We start from the raw sequence: 22,189 nt of genomic DNA, 5'->3' as shown, positions 1-22,189 counted from the left end.
TTTAATTACGCTCACTTTCGACTATTTTTTCTAGCTTGGGCGTGAGCACTGGCAAAACATTTTCATTAACGATCATGCGATAGCCCTCTTTAGTCGGGTGAATGGCATCCGCTTGGTTGAGGGCGGCATCACCGCCCACCCCGTCCAAAAAGAACGGAATCAGCGTAACCCCCGTGTCTTCGGCGATGCGCGGATAAATTGCGGCAAACGACTCTACGTAGTCTGAGCCAAGATTGTCATAAATCTGCATACCGCCCAAGATGACTTCGCTGCCACCTGCTTGCAAGCGTTTGATGGCGGTACGGATGTTATTTTCGATAGTGGCGACTTCTATACCGCGCATGGCATCGTTGGCACCGATGGTCAGTATGGTGATATCAGGTTTGGTCTGTAGCACCCAATCCAAGCGATTGACCAGCCCTGTGCTGGTCTCGCCGCTCAAGCCGGAATTGACGACAGTGATATTGGGATAGCCCATCTGTTTTAACTGAGCTTCTAGTTGGGCAGGGTAGTTATCTTCAGGCGACACGCCCAAGCCTTCGGTCAAGGAGTCGCCCAGCGCCAAGATGGTCAGCGCTGCTTGCTGCTCATCCAACCGTGAGGTGGATGATGTGTCGGCAGTCTGGCTGGTTTGAGTAGTTTGGCTGATAGGCGGGGTTGGTTGTGTACTGTCGGCTGGCGTGGTATCAGCATTATCAGGCGATTTTTGACAACCAGTGGCGGCCATCATCATGGCTAAGAGAGCTGCCACCGGTAGGTGCGAAGTCAAACGAGAAGATGGTTTCATAATACGTAGTCTGTCCTATAAGCAATCAAACCAGTGTAGCAAAATAAGATCGCGACCAATATTATGATAAGGTTACCGTGATTTAGGGTTAAGCCGATGTTAAGCGTGCTTACCATCGACCATGATTGGGCGACTGACCAGCCACGCCATCACGACGTTGATGATCATCAAGATCAGCAGCATAAACAGCGCCAGGTCCCAACTGCCTGTGGCATCATGGATCCAGCCAGTACCAAGCGGACCAAAAAACGCCAGCAAATACCCCACCGCCTGTGCCATACCAGACAACTCACTGGATTGGTTGGCGGTATAAGTGCGCATCGAAAACAGCATCATACTTAAGGTAAAAATCGCCGAACAGCCCATGCCCATGAGCCCAGACCACAGCCAAGCAAGGTCGGTCGATAGGTACATGATGCCCAATACACCAAACACGTTTAAGGCGGCGGCAAAGACGGCCAGTGCCTGAATCGGTCGACCGCGATTGACCAGCCACGTCAGGCTCAAAATCGCCACCGGTGCCATAAACTGAAACACCGATCCCATTTGTCCAGCACTCACCGCAGACAGCCCCTTACTGAGCCAAATTGATGGTAAAAAACTGGCAACGGTATAAAACAACAAAGACTGCAGACCCATAAATACCGCAATCTGCCAAGCAAATGCTGAGCGCCACACCGAAATGTCTGATGAGCCGGTAGCGAGCGGCGCCACCACCCGTGTCGATGAGCCTAGCCGCACCCGCAAAAACACCCACAAAACCAAGGCAAAAAAGCCCAAAAGCGCCCAACCGCCAAGCGCCCACTGCCAACCAAACTGCTCAGATAACGGCAGCACCACGCCGGCGACGATGCCTGCGGCGACGGTCAAGGTCAAGCTAAAGCAGCCTGTCACCAGCGGTATGTGATTGGGCGTGCGCTGTTTGATGACAGGCGCGGCCAAGGTATTGGCAAAACCAATGGCCAGCGTTAGTAATACCGTCCCGCTCAAAAAGCCAATCCAAGTCGGAATTACCGAGCGGATGACCATGCCAATCGTTAGCAGGGCAATCATCGCAATCAAGGTATTCTCAAGCCCAAAGCGCTTACCGATGGCAGGCGAGATAAGCGCGCCCAAGGCAAAAGTCAGCATCGGCACTGCGCCCAGCCAGCCAAGCTCAGTCTCAGAGATACCAAGCGCCTCTTGCACCACAGGTGCGATAGAGCCAAGCGCCACGATAGGCGCGCGCATGTTGGTCGCGAGTAATACGATCGCGCATAGCACCAGCCAAAAAGTAAAGCGTGATGATGGCGGGATGGATGATTTTGACGCTTTTGTTTGAGAAGCAGACAGATTTGCAGAGGTAGACATGGCAGCACGACTATTATATAAAATAAAAAACACGTCATTAGATAGCGCCGCCGCAGCACCGCTTATAAAATAACACCGGAAAAGTCTCATTAAAACGATGAGTTAGAAAAGCCGTTAGAGCTTTACAACATGGGCAGAAAGCCTGTCATATGAACTTGCTGCCCTATCAATCAGGGCAAACTTAGTATATGGATGATAACGATGAAGGTTTGATTCTAGTTTTGTAAAACATCAGCGGCTTATAAAAGCTATCAAAACGAATATGGCACAAGAAAAATAGCGCCAACTCTATTTTGTAGAGTTTGACGCTATTATAAGAACAATTGATGACTAAATACTACCAGCGTATGGTAACAAACGTGGTATCTATACCTACTCTAGACAGATTTGCCTAACTGAGCGGCTTTGAGCGCGGTTTCTTGCTGCTCGGCGATGAGTGAGTCGCATTTGTTTGGGTCATTGCCACAAAATGAGCAATGCTCGTCGCCCATCAGTTTGGCCACCCCGCCGCAAGAGCCTTTTAGGGGCTTTTTTTTCACCATATATCCAATACCCATAAAGACAAAAAACAGCACAAATACGGTAAAGGTAATCGCAAGCATGGGGAGCAATTGAGTAAGCATAGAGGAAACCTCGTATTAAAAATAGGGCTGTCATCTATAAAGACAACACCTTTATAGTATAGCAGATTTTTGCAGATGCCGCTTGAGTGTATCAAGATGTTTGGCGCATGCAGCTGGCAGTTTACAAGGGTTTGTCGGCGCGTAATGCTTGCATCGCTGGTGTCTGTACCACTTGCCATTTCCCAATATTGTCAGCGTCTTTGGTGGTTTTTTTATCACTATCACGATCGGTATCGGCTAATACCACAAACATCGCCGCTAGGTTTTGCTTTTGAGCGACGTCTAGCGCCTGCTGATACGGCATGGCAGTCAGCGCTGTCGCCCACGCATCGGCCAGCGCCACAGACTCTGCGGCGACAGTGACAGAAGGCGCGCCGCCCGCGATGGGAGTGCCTGTGGTGGGGTCGATGGTATGGCTATAGCGCTCGCCATCAAACACCACAGAGTTGCGGTAGTTGCCAGAGGTCGCCAGATGCATTTGATTGGCCGTGCTGATGGGTTGGCGAATCGCTGATATGGTCTCGCGCTCACTGACAGTGCTGTCTTCGATAGGGGCGTCGATAGCGATTTGCCAAGGCTGTTTTTGTTTGTTGACACCAGAGGTCGCAATTTCGCCGCCTATCTCCACCATATAATTATTGATTTGATAGTCGTCTCTGAGCACATCAGCGATGACATCGACGCCATAGCCTTTTGCCACCGCAGAAAAATCCAGCCCCACGCCTTCTTTGGTTTTGTAGATGCTTTGCTGATCTTGTACGATACTGTCAAAATCGACCAAGGCTTTTGCTTGAGCGATCTCGAGTGCAGTGGGCGGACTTTGTAAGCGCTCGACGGTCATGGTACTGCCAAAACCCCACGTCTCTACTAGGGGCATCACTGTCGGATCAAAGGCACCGCCGGACTGCTGATAGACGGTGCGCGACACCTCAAGCACATGCGCAAAGTCGGCATCGATCGCTATGGGCATGTCTTTTCCCAGCTGGTTGAACTTAGAGATGGTAGAGTCAGATTGATAGGTCGACATGCTGTCGTTGATCTGTTGCAGCCGCTGATCAATGGCTGCTTGTATGGCCGCTTCATCCGCCCCTGCTGGTAACTGATAGCTAATATGATAGCTGGTGCCCATCGTTTCACCGCTTAGATAGTCATAGTCAGGGAGCTGCTGGCAGGCACTGAGGCTCAGTATAGCACCTACCGTGGTCATCGTCAGTAAGGTCGGGCGTATGGATTGAGACGCGGCAAAAAACGAGGCAAAAAACGAGGTTACATTTGTCATATGAGTCATCACAGCTTGATAAAGCAAAGGGGTAAATGGAGCGTCAACGAATAACGTCGCTAAACCTCTCCTATTTTACACCTCTTATCACTTATAAGGCCAATAGCGTTGCCTCAGGTTACAGTTCAAGTTTTAAGTCAGTGCTTTTCTTAGCGGTCAATTTTTTGACAAAAAAAAGAGCCTCACTTGAGACTCTTTTTTGAATATCGCTTTTAGTGTTGCTTTTTTACTTAACCACCGAAGTCATCAAGTAGGATGTTTTCATCCTCCACGCCCAAACTATGGAGCATGTCGATTACCGCCGCGTTCATCATCGGTGGCCCGCACATGTAGTATTCACAGTCTTCTGGGTTTGGATGGTCTTTTAGGTAATTTTCAAGCAGCACATTATGGATAAAGCCGGTCGGACCATCCCAGTTATCTTCTGGTAATGGATCAGATAGCGCCACATGCCACTCAAAGTTATCGAACTCTTCTTCGAGCTGATCGTAGTCTTCGACATAGAACATTTCACGAATCGAGCGCGCACCGTACCAAAAGCTAATCTTACGCTTAGAGTTCAGACGTTTTAGCTGATCGAAGATATGCGAGCGCATCGGTGCCATACCAGCACCGCCCCCGACAAATATCATCTCAGCTTCGGTATCTTTGGCAAAGAACTCACCATACGGGCCTGACACCGTCACCTTGTCCCCAGGTTTTAGGCTAAATACCCAAGACGACATCTTGCCCGGCGGGATACCTTCAGGACCACGCGGCGGTGGACTGGCGATACGGATGTTAAACTTGATGATGCCTTTTTCTTCTGGGTAGTTGGCCATCGAGTACGCACGAATAACAGGCTCATCAACTTTTGAGACGTATTTGAAGACGCCGAACTTTTCCCAGTCTTCACGGTACTCTTCGCCGATATCGAAGTCTTTGTAATGTACTTCATGCGGCGGCGCTTCTAGCTGTACATAGCCACCAGCGCGGAAGTTGACTTCCTCGCCTTCTGGAATCTTAAGTACCAGCTCTTTGATAAAGGTTGCCACGTTATCGTTAGAGACAACTTCACATTCCCATTTTTGTACATCAAAAAACTCAGGGTCGATCTCGATTTTCATGTCTTGCTTGACAGCTACCTGACAGGCTAAGCGCATGTGATTGCGAATCTCGCCTTGTGTAAAATAGCCTTCTTCGGTGGGCAGGATAGAACCGCCACCTTCAATAACGCGGCAACGACACTGCGCGCACGTACCACCACCACCACAAGCTGAAGATAAGAAAATACCTTCGCTTGCTAGGGTTTGCAGTAGCTTGCCGCCCGCTGGTGTCACAACGTCATTATCGGGATTATCATTGATATGGATGGTAACATCACCTGAACTGACCAGTCTTGAGCGCGCCGCCAAAATAATGGCGACAAGGCCCATGATGATCAAGGTAAACATAGCAACGCCACCAATCGCCGTAGCATAATCCATGATATGTATCCTTAATCTATGGAGTAGGGGAGGAACAGGACGCCCAGCGTCTACTGCTCCCCCTACCGAATAAATGAATTAAATAGGTCAAATCGCTAACTAGGCTTTTCAGCGTAGCGGTTTAGATTGACATACCGCCAAAAGACATAAAGCCAAGTGACATCAGACCAACCGTGATAAAGGTAATACCAAGACCACGCAGCGGTGCTGGGATGTCTGAGTATTTGAGCTTTTCACGGATGCCAGCCAATGCGGTAATCGCCAATGCCCAACCAAAACCTGCGCCCACGCCATATACGACCGATTCGCTAAAGTTGTAGTCACGCTCCACCATAAACAGAACACCACCCAAGATGGCACAGTTGACAGTAATCAGCGGTAAGAACACCCCAAGCGCGTTGTACAAGCTTGGAACGAACTTATCTAAGAACATCTCTAGAATCTGTACGGTCGCAGCAATCAGACCGATATAACTGAGTAGGCCTAAGAAGCTTAGGTCAATATCAGGAAAACCTGCCCATGCCAGCGCCCCACTTTTTAGGATAAACTGAAACAACAGATTGTTTAGCGGTACGGTGATGGCCATCACGACAATGACCGCGACCCCAAGGCCTATGGCCGTTGAGACTTTTTTGGACACTGCCAAAAAGGTACACATACCTAAGAAGTAGGCCAGCGCCATATTCTCGATAAAGACTGAGGTTATAAATAAACTAACATAGTGTCCCATTAGTGACCGCCTCCATGTACCATGCCTTTAGATTGCGGCTTCATGACAAACTCAGCGTCTTCAACTTGTTCTGGTTTCCAGATACGCACGATGGCGATAAACAAACCGATGATAAAGAACGCTGACGGTGGTAGTAATAACAAACCATTTGGAATATACCAGCCGCCATCAGTGACAGGCTGCAAGATGGTGATACCAAACCAGGTACCGGCACCGAGTAGCTCACGGATGGTTGCAACAAATAACAATACCGCTGAATACCCAAGACCGTTACCGATCCCATCCAAAAAGCTAGGGACAGGCGGATTGCTCATGGCAAAGGCTTCGGCACGGCCCATCACGATACAGTTGGTAATGATCAAACCAACGAAGACCGATAGACCTTTACTCACATCATAAGCCACCGCTTTTAGTACCTGATCGACCAAAATAACCAACGAGGCAATAATCGTCATCTGGACGATGATACGGATGCTCGATGGAATTTGCTTACGGATGATAGAGATAAAAAAGCTCGAAAACGCCGTTACCAGTGTCAAGGCCACACACATCACCATGGCGTTGGCCATGCTGGTGGTGACTGCCAATGCCGAGCAGATACCTAGGATCTGTAGGGCAATGGGGTTATTGTCAAAGATAGGCGTGGTTAAAATACTTTTGGTGTCAGCCATGTTATGCCTCCTTGCCGTTTGCTACTGGCGGCAGCGCTGCCAGTTCGGTGTTCGGTTCAGCTGTCAGCGTCGCTTGACTGGCTTGCGTGTCTGCATTGTCAATCGTTTGACCACTATCTTGGCGCAGCTTATCTAGATAAGGCTTGTAGCCTTGCTCACCCAGCCAAAACTGAATCATATTGCTGACACCGCGACCCGTTAAGGTTGCACCGCTGATGCCATCGACCCAGTTGTCTTTTGGTGTGCCAGCTTTGGTCACACCAGTGGCCACATTGCCATCTTCGTCATACGACTGGATGCCACTCCATTGGGCGCGCCACTCTGGCTCTTCGATACGAGCACCGAGCCCTGGGGTTTCTTTATGCTCATAAAAACTGATACCTTTGATGGTATTCATGTCGCTCTCAAGCGTTAAGAAACCATAGATCGTGCCCCATAGGCCGTAGCCTTGAATCGGTAGCACCACCATTTCAGGATTGCCAGCGTCGTCGCTTTTTACGTAGACTTTGGCATATTTTGGCTTACGGCCAATACCAGCGGGATCGTTGTTGCCCAAGTCTTCACTCAAGGCTTGGTTTTTGGTCGCTTGACTGGCGTCATAGGCGTTGCGATCAGGGATGCCAGCGGCTTTTAGCGCATCATCATCGAGATAGTCGCCTTTGTTTAGGTCGATGATCTCGACATCAAAATCTTTAAAACGCTCAGCCACATCGCTTGCTGTATCTGACTCAGCATTGTACATGCCAGCGGCAACGAGGATGTTTTTGTTACGGTCTAAGCGAGCGTTTTCGATTTGTGCTGGTTTTAGACCCACAGCAACTGCCGAGACCAATACAGAGCACACCAAACATAGCGTCAGTGCAACGCTGATGGTTTTTGCGTTATTACTTTTGGGCTTGGACATAACGAACCCTCCGAGCAGTTTGGCGTTTGATGTTTGCTTGGGTAACAAAGTAATCAAACAATGGAGCAAATAAGTTGGCGAATAAAATGGCCAGCATGATGCCTTCTGGGAAGGCTGGGTTGACGACGCGAATCAATACGGTCATAAAGCCAATCAAGATGCCATACGCCCAGCGGCCTTTATTGGTATGCGCAGCAGAGACAGGATCGGTTGCCATAAAGACGGCACCAAAGGCAAAGCCACCGATGACCAAATGCCAATAAAACGGCAAGTTCATCATCAGATTGTCTTCTGAGCCGATCATGTTAAAGACCAGCGAGGTGGCGATGAGACCGACCACACAGCCTGCCATGATGCGCCAGGAGGCGATACGCGTCCACAGTAGTACGACCGCACCCATGAGGATAGCGAGCGTAGAGACTTCACCGATACTGCCTTGCATGTTGCCCAAGAACGCATCACTCCAAGTGATGGCATTGCCATAGACATCGACGAAATCTTGTGGAGAGACGCCAAGTGCTGCAAGACCAAGCGGTGTCGCGCCAGAGAAGCCGTCCACTGCCGTCCAGATTGAGTCACCAGACATATACGCTGGATAGGCAAAGTAGAGGAAGGCACGACCTGATAGGGCAGGGTTTAGGAAATTTTTACCCGTACCACCGAAGACCTCTTTTGCCACGACCACACCAAAGATGATACCCAAGGCGACTTGCCATAATGGGATATCTGGCGGTAGACAAAGCGCAAAGAGCACTGAGGTCACAAAGAAACCTTCGTTGACTTCATGTCCGCGCACCACGGCAAAGATAATCTCACAGAGAATACCAACCGCGAAGGTGACGATATAAATGGGTAAGAACTGCATGGCCCCATAGACAAAGCTGGCCCAGATACTATCTGGGTTGTAGCCTGCCATGCTGGTGATGACCGTGCGCCAGCCTTCAGGCTGCAAGCCTAGCTGAGCGATGGCAGTTAATGCTTGGTGGCCGATATTGTACATACCCCAAAACATCGCAGGGAAGGTACAGAGCCAGACAGTAATCATGATGCGTTTTAGATCGATACCATCGCGCACGTGTGACGAGGCGTAGGTAGTGGTACCTGGCTGACGCAAAAACGTATCGAACATCTCAAAGATGGCATAGTACTTTTCGTGTTTGCCACCCTTGGTGAAAGACGGCTCCATACGATCGAACATATTGTGTAAAAATTTCATCGTGGTTAGCCCTCCAGCTCAATGCGCGTTAAGTTATCACGCAAGATATCACCGAATTCATATTTGCCAGGAGAGACGAAGGTGCATAATGCCAAATCTTCTTCGTCCAATTCGAGTGCGCCCAAATCAACGGCGCTAACGATGTCCTCAACAATCAAGGCACGTAGTAGCTGTGTTGGCAGATAATCTTGCGGCATGACTTCTTCATAGACCCCGATGGGTACCATCGCACGCGGTGAGCCGTTGCTGGTGGTGGTGAAGTTGTATTTTTTGCCACCAAAAAACTGCGAGATATAGATTGGCAGTTTAGAGAAGCGGTTTTTACCAGCGGTAAAGAAGTGAAATGCTGGACGCTCACGGCCTTCAGGTAGGACGCTGACTTGGTTGTGAAAGCGGCCAAGATAAGCGATGTTGCTAAACACCTTGCGTCCTGACAGCACTGAGCCTGAGATGACACGGTTTTCACCAGCGGCCAGTTGGCCTTTGGTCAATGCTGTGATGTCAGCACCGCGTTCGGTTGCGATCAGATGTGGAGTATTGACTGCAGGGCCTGCCAAGCTAATCATACGGCGTGTGTATAGGCGGCCAGTGGTAAAGAGCTTACCGATAGCAATCACGTCTTGATAGCCAATCGTCCAGACGGTGACACCGCGCATGATTGGATGCAAAAAGTGAATGTGCGTGCCGGCCAGTCCTGCTGGGTGCTTACCTGCAAAACTATGATACTCAGTGACGTTACTTGCCGCGGTTTTTGCAACGGGCGTCAGGCTAGCATCACCATGATGACAGACGAAAGTCTTAGGGCTGAGGGTAGATAATACTGCGAGGCCATCATTGAACGCTTGCAGCTCCTCATTGATCAGCAGCATCGGGTCAAACGCAAGTGGATTGGTATCCATCGCGGTGACAAAGATGGCATGCGGACGGGCACCGATTTCTGGTGCGCGGCTATAGGGGCGCGTACGAAACGCAGTCCATTCGCCAGAGGCCAGCAGTTGGGTTTCAACGACCTTCGAGTCTAGGTCAGCAAGTTGCTGGGAGTCATAGCGCTCGAAGTCTACTTCTTCACCGTTTAGGTCGACCGCAATCACAAGGCTTTCAAACACTCGGCGCTCGCCGCGATTGATCGCGACGACTTTACCAGCAGCAGGGGCGGTGTAGATAACACCAACACGTTTTTTGTCTTCAAAAACGGGCTGGCCTTTAGCTACGACATCACCTTCTTTGACATTCATTGTGGGTTTCATACCCACATAATCATAGCCAATGACTGCTACATGTGTTGGTTGGTGCTCAGATATCTCGCGGGAGGGTTCACCGGTGATGGGCAAATCCAAACCTTTTTTGATGGTAATCATAAGCGAAAACTTAGTCCATAGTCTAAAACGATACCAGACGTCCTGTTTGGTATATCGGCAGCATGAACATCTGCGTCATTTAATAAAGCCCTCAACTCGCTATTCCTATAGTAGGATAGAGATACATAAGGCTTTGAAAACAACGCAAGAATATCACTGCTAGTAAGAGTATTAACGCTGACCTTAGACTCCTTAACAACACGTTAATGTCTTATTCGAATTACCAAAGTTGGCGACTGGCTACCAAGGTGTATGCTAAAACCATCAAACCAAACGCACTCACTTTGAGCGTTGGCCAAAAGCGACTGCATTGATCGTAAACAGCTCCATCATACGTTTCATTGAAAATTAAAACCTGTAAACCAGCACGATTGTCGCTTTATGAACTGGCTTTTTGTTGCAGAGCCAATGACATAAAAACGCAGCCAAGTAATCTACAAAGATAGATAAACTGGTCGAAGCCACACTAGCCCTGCCGCTGGTAGACATACTGTGTATGACCATCTGCCGCTGGTAATCTAGGAGTGACTTTCTAAGGCGTTATCTCATGATAGGGATGTAAGGGAGATATATAAAAAGACGTCTCAAGGGTAATGGCGCAGCGCAGTCTGCTCTCAGACTGGCATTGAAGATTGTTACGTTAACCCTTTTAGCCAACTGTCAGCCAATATTGTACTGGTTCATTTAGCTGTTGCTCGACTCATCCTGACCGCCATGAGCACTTCAGTGATGGTTAACTGAAAAAGTGTGGCGCATGGTTGCTATCATATAGAAACAAATACAAATTTACCTAGGATTATACGCTAAATTGACCTAAAATTGCCAGCCGGTAAGTGAATTTACCTAATGTTGTCAGTGATTCCGTCTGCTAAAACTTATGGTTATGATTGTTAAGTTTTTGGCATTATTTGTTGTTTGAATTATTCAGATTTGAGCCAACACGAAGAGCATTTACTGATACTATATTCTGACTGATTTTGTTAGCCACTGATTTCGAAACGGTCTGCGGTAGTGTTTTAATATCAGTGATATTGTGATTACTTATTTTATTAGTGCGTTATAAGGAATGTCCTATGTGTGCTGTGCCTGTCATTATTCCGGCGATTGATTTAAAAGATGGTAAATGTGTGCGCTTAAAGCAAGGCCGTATGGAGGATGATACGGTGTTTTCTGACGATCCTGTGGCCATGGCGGCGCGCTGGGTAGAAGAAGGTGCTCGCCGCTTACATTTGGTGGACTTAAACGGGGCGTTTGATGGGATACCAGTACATAGACAAGTGGTCAATGACATCGCCAAGGCTTACCCAACCCTGCCTATCCAGTTGGGCGGCGGTGTGCGTAATATGAACACCATCGAGCAGTACATCACCGCAGGCTTGACGTATATTATTATCGGCACCAAAGCAGTCGAAGATCCCGACTTTGTCACTGAAGCTTGCCGTGAGTTTGCAGGGCATATCATCGTGGGTATCGATGCCAAAGACGGTATGGTGGCGACCCATGGCTGGGCAAATGTCACTGATACTCGCGCCACCGAGCTGGCCAAGCGCTTTGCCGATGTAGGCGTATCGTCAATCGTCTATACCGACATCGCCCGTGACGGCATGATGCAAGGCGTCAACGTCGAACAGACAGTCAATCTAGCTCGCGAAGGTGGCCTGCCTGTGATTGCCTCAGGCGGCGTGACCGACATAAAAGACATCGAGCTGCTAAAACCCTATGGCGACTGTATCGAGGGTATCATCACCGGCCGCGCCATCTACGAAGGCACACTCGATTTGCGTGCTGCTCAAGCATACCTAGACAGCTAAGCTTACCTAAAATTTGCTAAAAAATTACTCGCTAGGCTCTTACTTGCTGTGCTCAGCGCTCAATGGCGAGAATAGGCAACGCGCTACGGCTATCTGTTTGCTGCGCCATAGCGGCGGCGTCAAGCAAATAGCCGTATGTTTGCTTTATAGTAATAGACTCACGCCTAGCTGCTAAGCTAAGACAAAGGGCAGGGACCACGCTTGCATAAGACCTTGAGGTTTTGGCAATGATGCAACAAGCAAAGGATGCTTATGTCGATTTATCTAACGCAAAAAATGCCCACCATCATCCGCCGTCTGGCCAGTATATGCGGTCAGCTGCTGTTGCTATTGGCGCTGCTTTGTTCGCTGCCAGCTCATGCAGCTATTGAAGACGCTGCCTCCATTAGCGCTGCGCTCAGTGGTGACAATGTTGACAATGTAGAAGCGCTTGATGAAGACAATGCCGAGCCAGCACCTGCTACCTCTGACAGCATAGCTGAAACGCCAGAGGCCCTAGAGCCATCACCTGAGCCTACCCCGCCGCCCATCATCAGTGGTGAGAGCACCAATAACGCGCAAATCGAGACCACGCCAACTCCGCAAACAGATAATGATATCCGCCAACGTATCACTGGCATATTTTCAGAAATAGACGGGTTGCAAGCGGTCAATGTCAGCGTGACGCAAGGGGTGGTTACCCTGACGGGAGAGACGCCCAATGAAAAAAAGGCGCAGCAAGCTATTAACTTGACCAATCGCTTGACAGACGTGGTCACGGTCGAAGACCGAATCAATCGTACCCTCGATGTACAAGACAACGTCACCACTGTCTATCAAGGCCTAAAAGCACAGGTGACCAATCTAGTGAAGGCGCTACCGCTACTATTGGTCGGTATTGTGCTGTTTGCCTTGGTGACTTGGTTTGGCAGCTGGCTCTCCAATCGCAAAAAAATGTGGCAACGTCTGACGCCAAATCCATTTGTGGCAGAGCTACTGGCCCAAACCATCAAAGTCATTTTTATCATCTTTGGTCTGATCTTGGCGCTGAGTCTGATCGGCGCAGAGACTGTTTTGGGTACGCTACTTGGCGGGGCAGGCGTGATCGGTATCGCGGTTGGCTTTGCGGTCAAAGACACGATTGAAAACTATATTGCCTCACTCATGCTTAGTATCCGGCAGCCGTTTCGCGCGCGTGACCACATTGTCATCAATGGGCAAGAGGGTATCGTCGTGCGCCTGACATCGCGGGCGACTATTTTGATGACCTTAGATGGCAACCAGCTGCGCATTCCGAATGCCGAGGTCTTTAAAGGTACTATTCTAAATTACACCAAAAACCCTGAGCGCCGCTTTACTTTTGAGCTGGGTGTGGACGCCAACGATGACCCACTGGCAGCCATTAAGGTTGGGCTAGATGCGATACACCAGTTGGCGTTTGTCTTAGATGAGCCAAAAGCGATTGCTGTCATTACCAATGTCGGCGACTCAAATATCATTTTAGAGTTTCAGGTATGGGTGGATCAATCCGAGACCGATTTTTCTAAAGCGCGTAGTATCGCCATTCGCGAAACCAAGCACGCGCTAGAAAATGAAGGCTTTAGCTTACCTGAGCCCATTTATCGACTGCGTTTTAACCATAAATTAGAGCACGCTTTTGAGCAGATGCCACAAAACAACACCACCTCGGGTGCTACCCTTACGACCACCGTGCCCAGCGCTACCTCAAGCAATCAAGTGCCAAGCTCCACCGATGATAAAGATAAAGAGCAAGCAAAAGCCCGTGCCAAAACTATCCTGCAAGGCCGCAGTGGCAGCGATGTCCTCGATGCCCGCCCCGATGATAAGCTGATGGAAAAGGTCGAGCAAGAAATTGCCGAAAACTCAGATGAGACTGATTTGCTAAATAACAATAGCCCGCAAGAATAATCAGCTTAGCGCCTGTCCTCAACTCAATAGATAGCCACCTAAATGAGTGAAAAATGGCTAAATCTGGCCAAACAGGGCCAAATAGCTGACTAATATCTCGAGATTATCTGTGCTATCTTCCTTGTTTAGTGGCAATGTTTAGCGGCAGTTTATCTCATTTTTATCATCATTTTTAAAATGCGAACACGCCCTAAAAAACGGCATAAAAAGTGCAACAAAATAGATATTTGATGACTATCTAGAGACGAGACACTTTTATGCAAATGAAACATTTGATTATTTTCGCACTTGTGGGCATGGTGGCATTATTGGGTTTTAATCTGATAAGTGGGCATCAGCGTGATAAGCACAGAGAGGTACTAGTAAACAATAATAGCGCTGAGTCGGCGGCTGTGACAGATACAGGTGCAAACACTGGCGAAAATATTGCCAATCAGCCGTTAGGTCAGCAGCCCAAGGCCATCTTGGATGATGCTACCACGCAGATAGAGCAAGCACAGCGAGCCGAGCAGCAGTGAGTTGTGCAAGTGGCTAAAGCCCAGTAGCGTAGCGGGCACAAAAAAAGGCTAACACTGGATTAGCCTTTTTTATCAATACCTTTTTATCTACCACCTCTTATGTGGCTTAGCTTTTTTTGCTTGAGCCTTTGCGGTTGCTGCTCTTTTTAGCTGGTGATTTTTTGGTTGGTGGTTTTTTAGCTTGGTCTTTTTTGGTTTGGTCTTTTTTGGTTTGGTTCATCTCACTGGCTTGTAGCTTGGCTTGTAAATCAAAGTCAATTTGTAGCAAGTCCATATTGACGCCTGCGACTTTGACTTTGACCAAATCGCCCAGACCAAACAGCGTGCCTTTGTCTTTACCGATGAGCTGCTGCTGCGTCTCATCATAGACAAAGAAGTCATCGCCGACGTTTGAGATATGCACCAGACCGTCGATATACAAGTCAGTCAAGGTGACAAATAAGCCAAAGCTCGTCACGGTGGTCACCACGCCATTGAACTCTTCACCGACATGATCTTTCATGTAGTGACATTTGAGCCATGACTCCACAAAACGCGAGGCTTTTTCGGCGCGGCGCTCGGTATCTGAGGTTTGCGTGCCAGCACCTTCGAGTGAAAAATCCATCACTGGCTGCTTGCTACCCGTGACTTTTGCCTTGATCGCACGGTGTAGCATCAAATCAGGATAACGGCGGATGGGCGAGGTAAAGTGACTGTACTCGTCATACGCCAAGCCAAAGTGACCGATGTTGTCCGGCGCGTAGTTGGCCTGCATCATCGAGCGCAGCAGCATGCTATGGATACTAATGGCATCAGGTCTGTCTTTGGTGGCTTCGATGATACGCTGATAATCGGCCTGCGTTGGGCTTTCTTCTGGGAAGCTCAAACCAAAGTTTTTGGCGTATTCATGGATACGCATGGATTTTTCGCTATCTGGCTGATCGTGGTTACGATACAAGACAGGCAGTTCATGCTTGAGAGCAAAGTTTGCCGCACAAGTATTGGCCAGTAGCATACATTCTTCGATCAGCTTTTGCGCATCGCCGCGCGTACGTGGCAATATTGCTTCGATGCCACCTTTTTCATCAAACTTAATGTAGGTCTCTACTGTCTCAAACTCCATCGCATGGCGCTCTTCGCGTTTTTTCAAAAGCAGCTCGTAGAGTTGATGCAGTGTATCAATTGATTTTTTGACGTCTTTATTGCCTGTCAAAGAATCAGGCACGCTTTTGTCTTTTGGATTGTCGAAATACGCGTTGACTTGGTTGTACGTCAAGCGTGCTTGTGAGTGCATCACACCTGGATAAAAATCATAGCCTGTGATTTTACCAGCGCGCGATATCTTGATATCAGCCACCATACATAGGCGATCAAGATCAGGGTTTAGCGAACACAGACCATTCGACAATACTTCAGGGAGCATCGGAATCACACGATGCGGAAAGTATACTGACGTACCGCGCTCATACGCGTCTTTATCTAACGGCGAGTTTGGCGTGACGTAGTAGCTGACATCTGCAATAGCCACTAAGACGCGGTAGTTACCACCTGAGCGTTTTTCGGCATATACCGCATCATCGAAGTCGCGTGCGTCTTCACCATCGATGGTGACTAAGGGCAAATGACGTAAGTCAGTACGGCCCTTTAGGTCTTTGTCAGTAGGCTCTTCGTAATCATTGGCTTGCTTGAGAGCCGCATCACTAAATTCTGATGGAATATCATAATTGAGCAACGTCGTTTCGATGATCAGCTCGCGGTCGTTATCATCGGAGAGGACTTCAGTGATTTTGCCAGTAGCAAACTCGTGCTGGTTTGGCCAATCGATGATGTCTATTTTGACGGGCGCGCCTTGCTTGGCGTTTAGAGCCTGTACGTTGTCATCAGTGACAGTAATGGGTTGGTGATGGTTTGGACTACCAAGCTCGACACAGTAGCCTTCATCATCACGTGTTAGCGTGCCGATGAAGTTGTTTTGACGACGCTCTATGATATCGACGATGCGGCCTTCGGTGCGACCGCGATTGTCTGTTGAGGTGCCGATCGCGGCTACCGTATCGCCATTAAATACCCAGCGCATTTGTTTTTCGTGCAAAAACAAATCGGGCATGTCTTCTAATAATACAAAGCCAAAACCTTTGGGATGCGCCGACACAGTACCGGTGACCACATCTTGTTTGGTCACTGTCCGATAACGATAAGGACGACCTTCACGGTTTACTTGACCGTCGCGTGCCATGGCTTTTAGGCGATTGCCCAGCGCATCAAACTGATCTGGGTCTTCAATCTCAAAGATCTGCGCCAGTTGCTTGTGAGTGACTTCGCCATGCTCATTAATCGTGCCCAGTATCAGCTCGCGACTAGGGATAGGATTGTCATATCTTTTTGCCTCACTTGAGGCGTTTGGATCGTTCCAACTCATAAATTACCGTATCTATTTTTAAAATTATTAATAAGGGCTATCTTAACACGAACGACGAGGCAATATCTTGCGTCAATCGCCTAATCTGTATTAAGTCGCAACAAGCTGTCTGCTTTTAAAGAAGACAGCTGAAAAAAACCATCAAATATCGATATCCACCGCACTAGACTTATCGGTGATTTTTTTGCTGTCTAATTCCTTTGAGACCTCTAGCACCGTGGTCTGATTGGATTTGTCGAGATACTTTTGTGCTTTATCGACCTCAGTGGTCAAGGTATTGACCGTTTGTTTCATGTTCTCTAGCGCTTCAATTTTATAATTGCTGATCATGTCCATCGTATCATAGACATTATTGAAGGCGTTTTGCAGTTTATCAAGCTCGATACTGCTGCTGGTCGCCTGCTCATGGATCTCGCCCGATTGGCGTTTGAGCATCGCAGAGGTCGATTCGATCAAACTGCTCGTAGTTTTATTAAGCGCAGTGATTTGATCAAGTACCAGTTTTTGATTGGTCATCGCTTGTGCGACCACCACCGCCGTGCGGAGCGCTGAGATGGTCGTCGTGGTCGCGCGGTCGACACCTTTGATCAGCTCCAGATTATTTTTGCGAATGGTATCAAGCGCCAAATAGCCTTGGACGTTGACGGCCAACTGCGTCAAAAAGTCGGTATTTTTTTGGCGCACATAAAATAGCATCTCTTCTTTGATGATGCGCGCTTTTTCTGGGTCAGCCGCCTCGATGGCATAGACTTTTTGCTCCAACTGCTCATCGATTTTTTTACCCACGTAAATGTACTGACGAATCGATTGCATCAGCTCCCACATATTGACTTTTTCTTGCTCGATCATGGCATTGTCTTTGAGCAGCTCGTCTTTGCCGTTATAGAGACTGGTCACGACAGCATTGATATGTGACTGCGCTGACTCGTATTGACGAAAGTAATCTTGAACCTTATTGCCAAAAGGAATAAGGCCAAACAGCTTGCGTGAGCTGGTCAAATCTTTTTTGCTAGGGTCCAAATCTTCGACGATACCACGCAGCTCTGTCAGAGATTTGGCGATAGGGGAGTTATCAAACAGATTGTCGTTGATGCTCTTTGCTGGCAGCTCGAGCATACGATTAGAGACTTGCGCGGACTCACGAATCTCTTTATTGCCTAAGTTATGTATGGACTGGACGTTTTGCTGAAACTCAGGGCTATGTACAGAGTTGGTGATGACATGATCGACAAAAGCATCAACTTTAGCATCGAGCTCTGGTATTTGGCTTTTATCGAGAGTCACCATCTGGTCGGCTTCACTTTTTTGTACTTCTTTGACGGGCTCAGGCGGCGTCAGTGAAATGCTTGGCGCAGCGGCGTTTTCTGGTGGCGTCAATTCTTGCATAAAGTTTCCTATAATCTCTAAAAGGACAAAATCAGTAATATATCATCCGTGCGGTTTATGTAGTGTCGACTATATCGGGTATTGTTTTATTTAAAAGACAAGTCGCGGCCTGTATGTCACAGCCTGTGTCTTATATAAAGCCGAATAAATACAAAGGCGAATGAATACAGAGCCATTGAGCTTTAGACTAACTGGTAATGAAAAGCTTGAGAAGAGAGGTTTTGTAAAATAGCGTCAGCTTGTGATACCAAAAACAGCGTTTAAAACGCTATAAATGATAAAAACTATAGGTGATAAAAGCCATGGCTAATAAAGGCAGTATCGCTGCTTATGATAAAGAGGCAGAAAGCCTATATACAAAAAAACCATCAATATCCCGTAGCATATTGATGGTCAACAGTATAAGTATCCATATTAATCAATACCGACATTATCTAACATCGGCGGATTAGCATGCCGATTGACAGCCGCCACTAACTAATAGCAATCTGGTTAGTCGATCACTTTTTCTTAGTTGGGCCGAGCAGCATACCCATCTGACGACCTTCCATCTTAGGATATTGTTCGACGTTTGAGATATCAGCGGTATCTTCAATGATGCGGTCAAGTTGCTTGCGACCAATATCTTGGTGCGCCATTTCGCGTCCACGGAAACGAATACTAATCTTAACCTTATCTTGAGCTTCCAAAAAGCTGATAATTTTACGCAGCTTAACTTGATAATCCGCCTCTTCAGTACTGGGGCGTAGTTTCATCTCTTTAAGCTGAGTCTGCTTTTGGTTTTTCTTAGCTTCTTTGGCCTTTTGTTTTTGATCATATAAGAAATGCTTGTAATCCATGATCTTACATACAGGCGGTTTTGCTTCAGGAACCAATTCGACCAAATCTAAGTTTTCATCACGCGCCGCTTTCATCGCGGTTTCGATATCGACCACGCCCATTTGTTCGCCGTCTTCTTTAACGAGTCGGACTTCTTTGACTTTGATATCTTCGTTGATGTTCAAACGGTTGGACTGTTTAATAGGTATTACTCCTCATCTGTTTTTGGGGTCTGTCGGCCTTTTTTACCGACAGCGGTCTGTACTAATGCCATAAAGTCAGAGATACTCATCACGCCAAGGTTTTCGCCTTCACGCGTCCGGACATTGACGCTGCCCGTTTCAATCTCTTTATCCCCTAATACTAGCATATAGGGGATACGTTCTAATGTTTTCTCTCGTATCTTAAATCCAATCTTTTCGTTACGCAAGTCGCTAACGGCTCGAATACCGACGTTTTTCAGCTCATTAACCACATTTTCACAAGCCTCTGCTTGCTTGTCAGTGATATTCATCACCACCACTTGCTTGGGTGCAAGCCATACTGGCATCCAACCGGCATAGTGTTCGATCAAAATACCGATAAAACGCTCGAAAGATCCTAAAATAGCACGGTGTAGCATGATTGGGGTTTCACGCTCGTTTTGTTCGTTGACAAACTCTGCATCAAGACGCTCAGGCATATTGGGGTCGACCTGAATGGTACCGCACTGCCAGACGCGGCCTAGAGAGTCTTTTAGACTAAATTCAATTTTGGGACCATAAAACGCGCCTTCACCCGGCAAGTATTCCCAATCGAGACCTGAGCTGTCGAGAGCATCGGCCAAAGCTTTTTCGGCAAAATCCCAAGACTCATCAGAGCCGACACGCTTTTCAGGGCGGGTGGAGAGCTTCATGATGATGTTATCAAAGCCGAAGTCTTCGTAGACTTTTAGGGTTAGTTTAATAAAGTCAGCGACCTCTTGCTGAATTTGTGCTGCGGTACAGAAGATATGCGCATCATCTTGCGTAAAGCCGCGTACGCGCATCAAACCATGCAAGGAGCCTGATGGCTCATTACGGTGACATGAACCAAACTCTGCCATACGCAGTGGCAGGTCACGATATGACTTTAGGCCTTGGTTAAATACTTGCACGTGACACGGGCAGTTCATTGGCTTTACCGCATAATCACGGTTTTCGCTGGCAGTGGTAAACATATTGGTGGCATAATTACCCCAGTGGCCTGAGCGCTCCCACAAGCTACGATCGACGATTTGCGGCGTTTTAATTTCTTCATAGCCGTGATCGTGTTGGACTTTGCGCATATATTGCTCAAGCACTTGATAAATCGTCCAGCCATTAGGGTGCCAAAACACCATGCCCGGCGCTTGCTCTTGCATATGAAACAGATTGAGCGCTTTACCAATTTTACGGTGGTCGCGTTTTTCCGCTTCTTCAATACGCTGGATATAGGCCTTTAGGTCTTTTTTATCAGCCCACGCTGTACCATAGATACGTTGCAGCTGCTCGTTTTTGGCATCACCGCGCCAGTATGCACCCGACATTTTGGTCAGTTTAAATACTTTTAAGAAGCGCGTATTTGGCACGTGTGGACCACGGCACATATCGACATATTCTTGATGGTGATACAGACCAAAGGCTTCTTCACCCGGCATATCATTGATCAGTTTCAGCTTATAATCTTCGCCGCGCGCTTCGAATATCTTGATGACTTCATCGCGCGGTGTCATTTTTTTGATAACATCATAATCTTGTTTGATCAGTTGCATCATGCGTTTTTCGATGGCTTCCATATGCTCAGGGGTAAACGGCGTCTCGCTATAGATGTCGTAATAAAAACCATCTTCGATGACCGGTCCGATGACCATTTTTACCTCTGGGTAGAGCTGTTTTACTGCATGACCTAACAAGTGGGCGCAGGAGTGGCGAATGATATCGACACCGTCAGCGTCTTTTGGCGTCACGATTTCAACTTTGGCATCATGGGTGATCGGATCGTGTGCATCGACTAATTGACCATCAACGCGCCCAGCGACCGTCGCTTTGGCAAGTCCTGCACCAATACTCTGCGCCACTTCCATGACGGTTGTATTGCCTTCAAAGTTTTTTACGCTACCATCTGGTAAAGTAATCGCTACCATAATCTATTCACCTTTTTGGATCCGTTGGCAGTGATGATTGCAACCATCAATCATATAACCGTAAGACCGCATCAATTATATCTAACTGCTGTGATATGTTAAGAAAAGTACCACCCAAAACACTAAGTTGAGACGATATTAATAGCAGGCTTTTGGCCACTTTATCTAAAGGCTCACTTTAGCATTACAAGGTAGTGTCATAAAAGCCACTATTATAGCAAACACTGCCTAGCAACACTAGGTTGGAGACTATAGATACAAAGTGACAAAAGTGTTATGACAAGCGACGTCAGCACGGTGACTGTTTAAGTATCGATGCAGCACTTGATGCTTCAAAGTTATCTAATTACCGATGCTATGAAAAATAACGTTTCATCTCGCTGCATCATGTTTATATCGGGTTGACTATATAAGTATTTATTAAGCAGATTTCAATAGGTAATAGATAACGCCAATTTTGCTACCACTATATAACTAATGAAGTGATGATGGTTTAAGTCGCATCGCTGTTTTAAAAAGTTTTTTCACTAACATATTGAAAACACTAGTCTATTTTATATTTATCAAAATTAATTAAAAAACTTATCAAAAAGCAGTTGACACCCGTCAGAAACTCTCTATAATACGCACCTCATCAGGACGAGCTAAGCATTACTAGGGTAGATTACATAGTAACAACGCAGCGAACCTTGAGAAACAAATTAGATAAAAAAGCTTGACAAACCAAATCGTTATGATATGATAGTCGGCTCGCTAGATAGGATAAACCAATAAGGTTTAGCGCTATTTAGCCTTACTTACTATAAGTAAGCGAAATATCTT

Annotated in this window: 17 protein-coding genes; 3 read left to right on the top strand and 14 right to left on the bottom strand. The window is 47.5% G+C overall.

Annotated elements, in window-relative coordinates; all coding sequences use genetic code 11:
* Position 1: 1 nt before the first annotated feature.
* The 10 genes from CAP50_RS00085 to CAP50_RS00040 form a co-directional block, all read right to left on the bottom strand.
* The gene (locus tag CAP50_RS00085; protein WP_100748567.1) at positions 2 to 787 is read right to left on the bottom strand and encodes an arylesterase; all 786 of its coding nucleotides are present in this window, start codon (positions 785 to 787) and stop codon (positions 2 to 4) included.
* A gap of 99 nt (positions 788 to 886) precedes the next feature.
* Complete coding sequence (locus CAP50_RS00080) at positions 887 to 2,227, bottom strand: MFS transporter (protein ID WP_153045417.1); 1,341 nt, start codon at positions 2,225 to 2,227, stop codon at positions 887 to 889.
* Between the two features lie 287 nt (positions 2,228 to 2,514).
* Positions 2,515 to 2,760, bottom strand: coding sequence for a (Na+)-NQR maturation NqrM (gene nqrM, locus CAP50_RS00075; RefSeq protein WP_100748566.1), 246 nt, complete (start codon positions 2,758 to 2,760; stop codon positions 2,515 to 2,517).
* 121 nt (positions 2,761 to 2,881) lie between these two features.
* The gene (locus CAP50_RS00070) at positions 2,882 to 3,967 is read right to left on the bottom strand and encodes an FAD:protein FMN transferase (RefSeq protein ID WP_241900614.1); all 1,086 of its coding nucleotides are present in this window, start codon (positions 3,965 to 3,967) and stop codon (positions 2,882 to 2,884) included.
* Positions 3,968 to 4,269: 302 nt separating this feature from the next.
* A complete protein-coding gene (nqrF, locus tag CAP50_RS00065; RefSeq protein ID WP_075101262.1) occupies positions 4,270 to 5,505 on the bottom strand; it encodes an NADH:ubiquinone reductase (Na(+)-transporting) subunit F in 1,236 nt (411 codons plus the stop codon).
* A gap of 121 nt (positions 5,506 to 5,626) precedes the next feature.
* Positions 5,627 to 6,235: an NADH:ubiquinone reductase (Na(+)-transporting) subunit E gene (gene nqrE, locus CAP50_RS00060; RefSeq protein ID WP_075101261.1), complete on the bottom strand. Its 609-nt coding sequence runs from the start codon at positions 6,233 to 6,235 to the stop codon at positions 5,627 to 5,629.
* Positions 6,235 to 6,906, bottom strand: coding sequence for an NADH:ubiquinone reductase (Na(+)-transporting) subunit D (locus CAP50_RS00055; protein WP_075101260.1), 672 nt, complete (start codon positions 6,904 to 6,906; stop codon positions 6,235 to 6,237). The genes nqrE and CAP50_RS00055 overlap by 1 nt, the downstream gene beginning before the upstream one ends.
* A 1-nt stretch (position 6,907) precedes the next feature.
* Complete coding sequence (locus CAP50_RS00050) at positions 6,908 to 7,810, bottom strand: Na(+)-translocating NADH-quinone reductase subunit C (RefSeq protein ID WP_075101259.1); 903 nt, start codon at positions 7,808 to 7,810, stop codon at positions 6,908 to 6,910.
* Positions 7,791 to 9,026 carry an NADH:ubiquinone reductase (Na(+)-transporting) subunit B gene (locus CAP50_RS00045; RefSeq protein ID WP_075101258.1) on the bottom strand — a complete coding sequence of 412 codons (1,236 nt, stop codon included), beginning with the start codon at positions 9,024 to 9,026 and terminating at the stop codon, positions 7,791 to 7,793. The genes CAP50_RS00050 and CAP50_RS00045 overlap by 20 nt, the downstream gene beginning before the upstream one ends.
* A 5-nt stretch (positions 9,027 to 9,031) precedes the next feature.
* The gene (locus tag CAP50_RS00040) at positions 9,032 to 10,384 is read right to left on the bottom strand and encodes a Na(+)-translocating NADH-quinone reductase subunit A (RefSeq protein ID WP_075101257.1); all 1,353 of its coding nucleotides are present in this window, start codon (positions 10,382 to 10,384) and stop codon (positions 9,032 to 9,034) included.
* A 1,073-nt stretch (positions 10,385 to 11,457) separates the two neighbouring features.
* On the opposite strand from CAP50_RS00040, the gene hisA reads away from it, so the two are divergent.
* The 3 genes from hisA to CAP50_RS00025 all read left to right on the top strand — a co-directional run bounded on the left by hisA (position 11,458) and on the right by CAP50_RS00025 (position 14,621).
* Positions 11,458 to 12,195, top strand: coding sequence for a 1-(5-phosphoribosyl)-5-[(5-phosphoribosylamino)methylideneamino]imidazole-4-carboxamide isomerase (gene hisA, locus CAP50_RS00035; RefSeq protein WP_075101256.1), 738 nt, complete (start codon positions 11,458 to 11,460; stop codon positions 12,193 to 12,195).
* Positions 12,196 to 12,447: 252 nt separating this feature from the next.
* A complete protein-coding gene (locus CAP50_RS00030; protein WP_172953028.1) occupies positions 12,448 to 14,103 on the top strand; it encodes a mechanosensitive ion channel family protein in 1,656 nt (551 codons plus the stop codon).
* A 257-nt stretch (positions 14,104 to 14,360) separates the two neighbouring features.
* A complete protein-coding gene (locus CAP50_RS00025) occupies positions 14,361 to 14,621 on the top strand; it encodes a hypothetical protein (protein WP_075101255.1) in 261 nt (86 codons plus the stop codon).
* 106 nt (positions 14,622 to 14,727) lie between these two features.
* Here CAP50_RS00025 and rnr read toward each other — a convergent pair whose 3' ends face one another.
* The 4 genes from rnr to thrS form a co-directional block, all read right to left on the bottom strand.
* The gene (gene rnr / locus CAP50_RS00020; protein ID WP_075101254.1) at positions 14,728 to 17,019 is read right to left on the bottom strand and encodes a ribonuclease R; all 2,292 of its coding nucleotides are present in this window, start codon (positions 17,017 to 17,019) and stop codon (positions 14,728 to 14,730) included.
* Between the two features lie 141 nt (positions 17,020 to 17,160).
* Positions 17,161 to 18,405 (bottom strand): toxic anion resistance protein, encoded by a 1,245-nt coding sequence (locus tag CAP50_RS00015; RefSeq protein ID WP_075101253.1) that lies wholly within the window; start codon positions 18,403 to 18,405, stop codon positions 17,161 to 17,163.
* A 500-nt stretch (positions 18,406 to 18,905) separates the two neighbouring features.
* Positions 18,906 to 19,409, bottom strand: coding sequence for a translation initiation factor IF-3 (infC, locus tag CAP50_RS00010; RefSeq protein WP_075101252.1), 504 nt, complete (start codon positions 19,407 to 19,409; stop codon positions 18,906 to 18,908).
* A 23-nt stretch (positions 19,410 to 19,432) separates the two neighbouring features.
* Positions 19,433 to 21,367, bottom strand: a complete 1,935-nt coding sequence (gene thrS, locus CAP50_RS00005) for a threonine--tRNA ligase (RefSeq protein WP_075101251.1) — start codon at positions 21,365 to 21,367, stop codon at positions 19,433 to 19,435.
* Positions 21,368 to 22,189 lie beyond the last annotated feature (822 nt).

Source organism: Psychrobacter sp. L7 (genome assembly GCF_002810365.1).
Taxonomy (GTDB): domain Bacteria; phylum Pseudomonadota; class Gammaproteobacteria; order Pseudomonadales; family Moraxellaceae; genus Psychrobacter; species Psychrobacter celer.
Note: the sequence above shows the minus strand (reverse complement) of the source record. Positions and strands in the feature narration are given on the sequence as shown.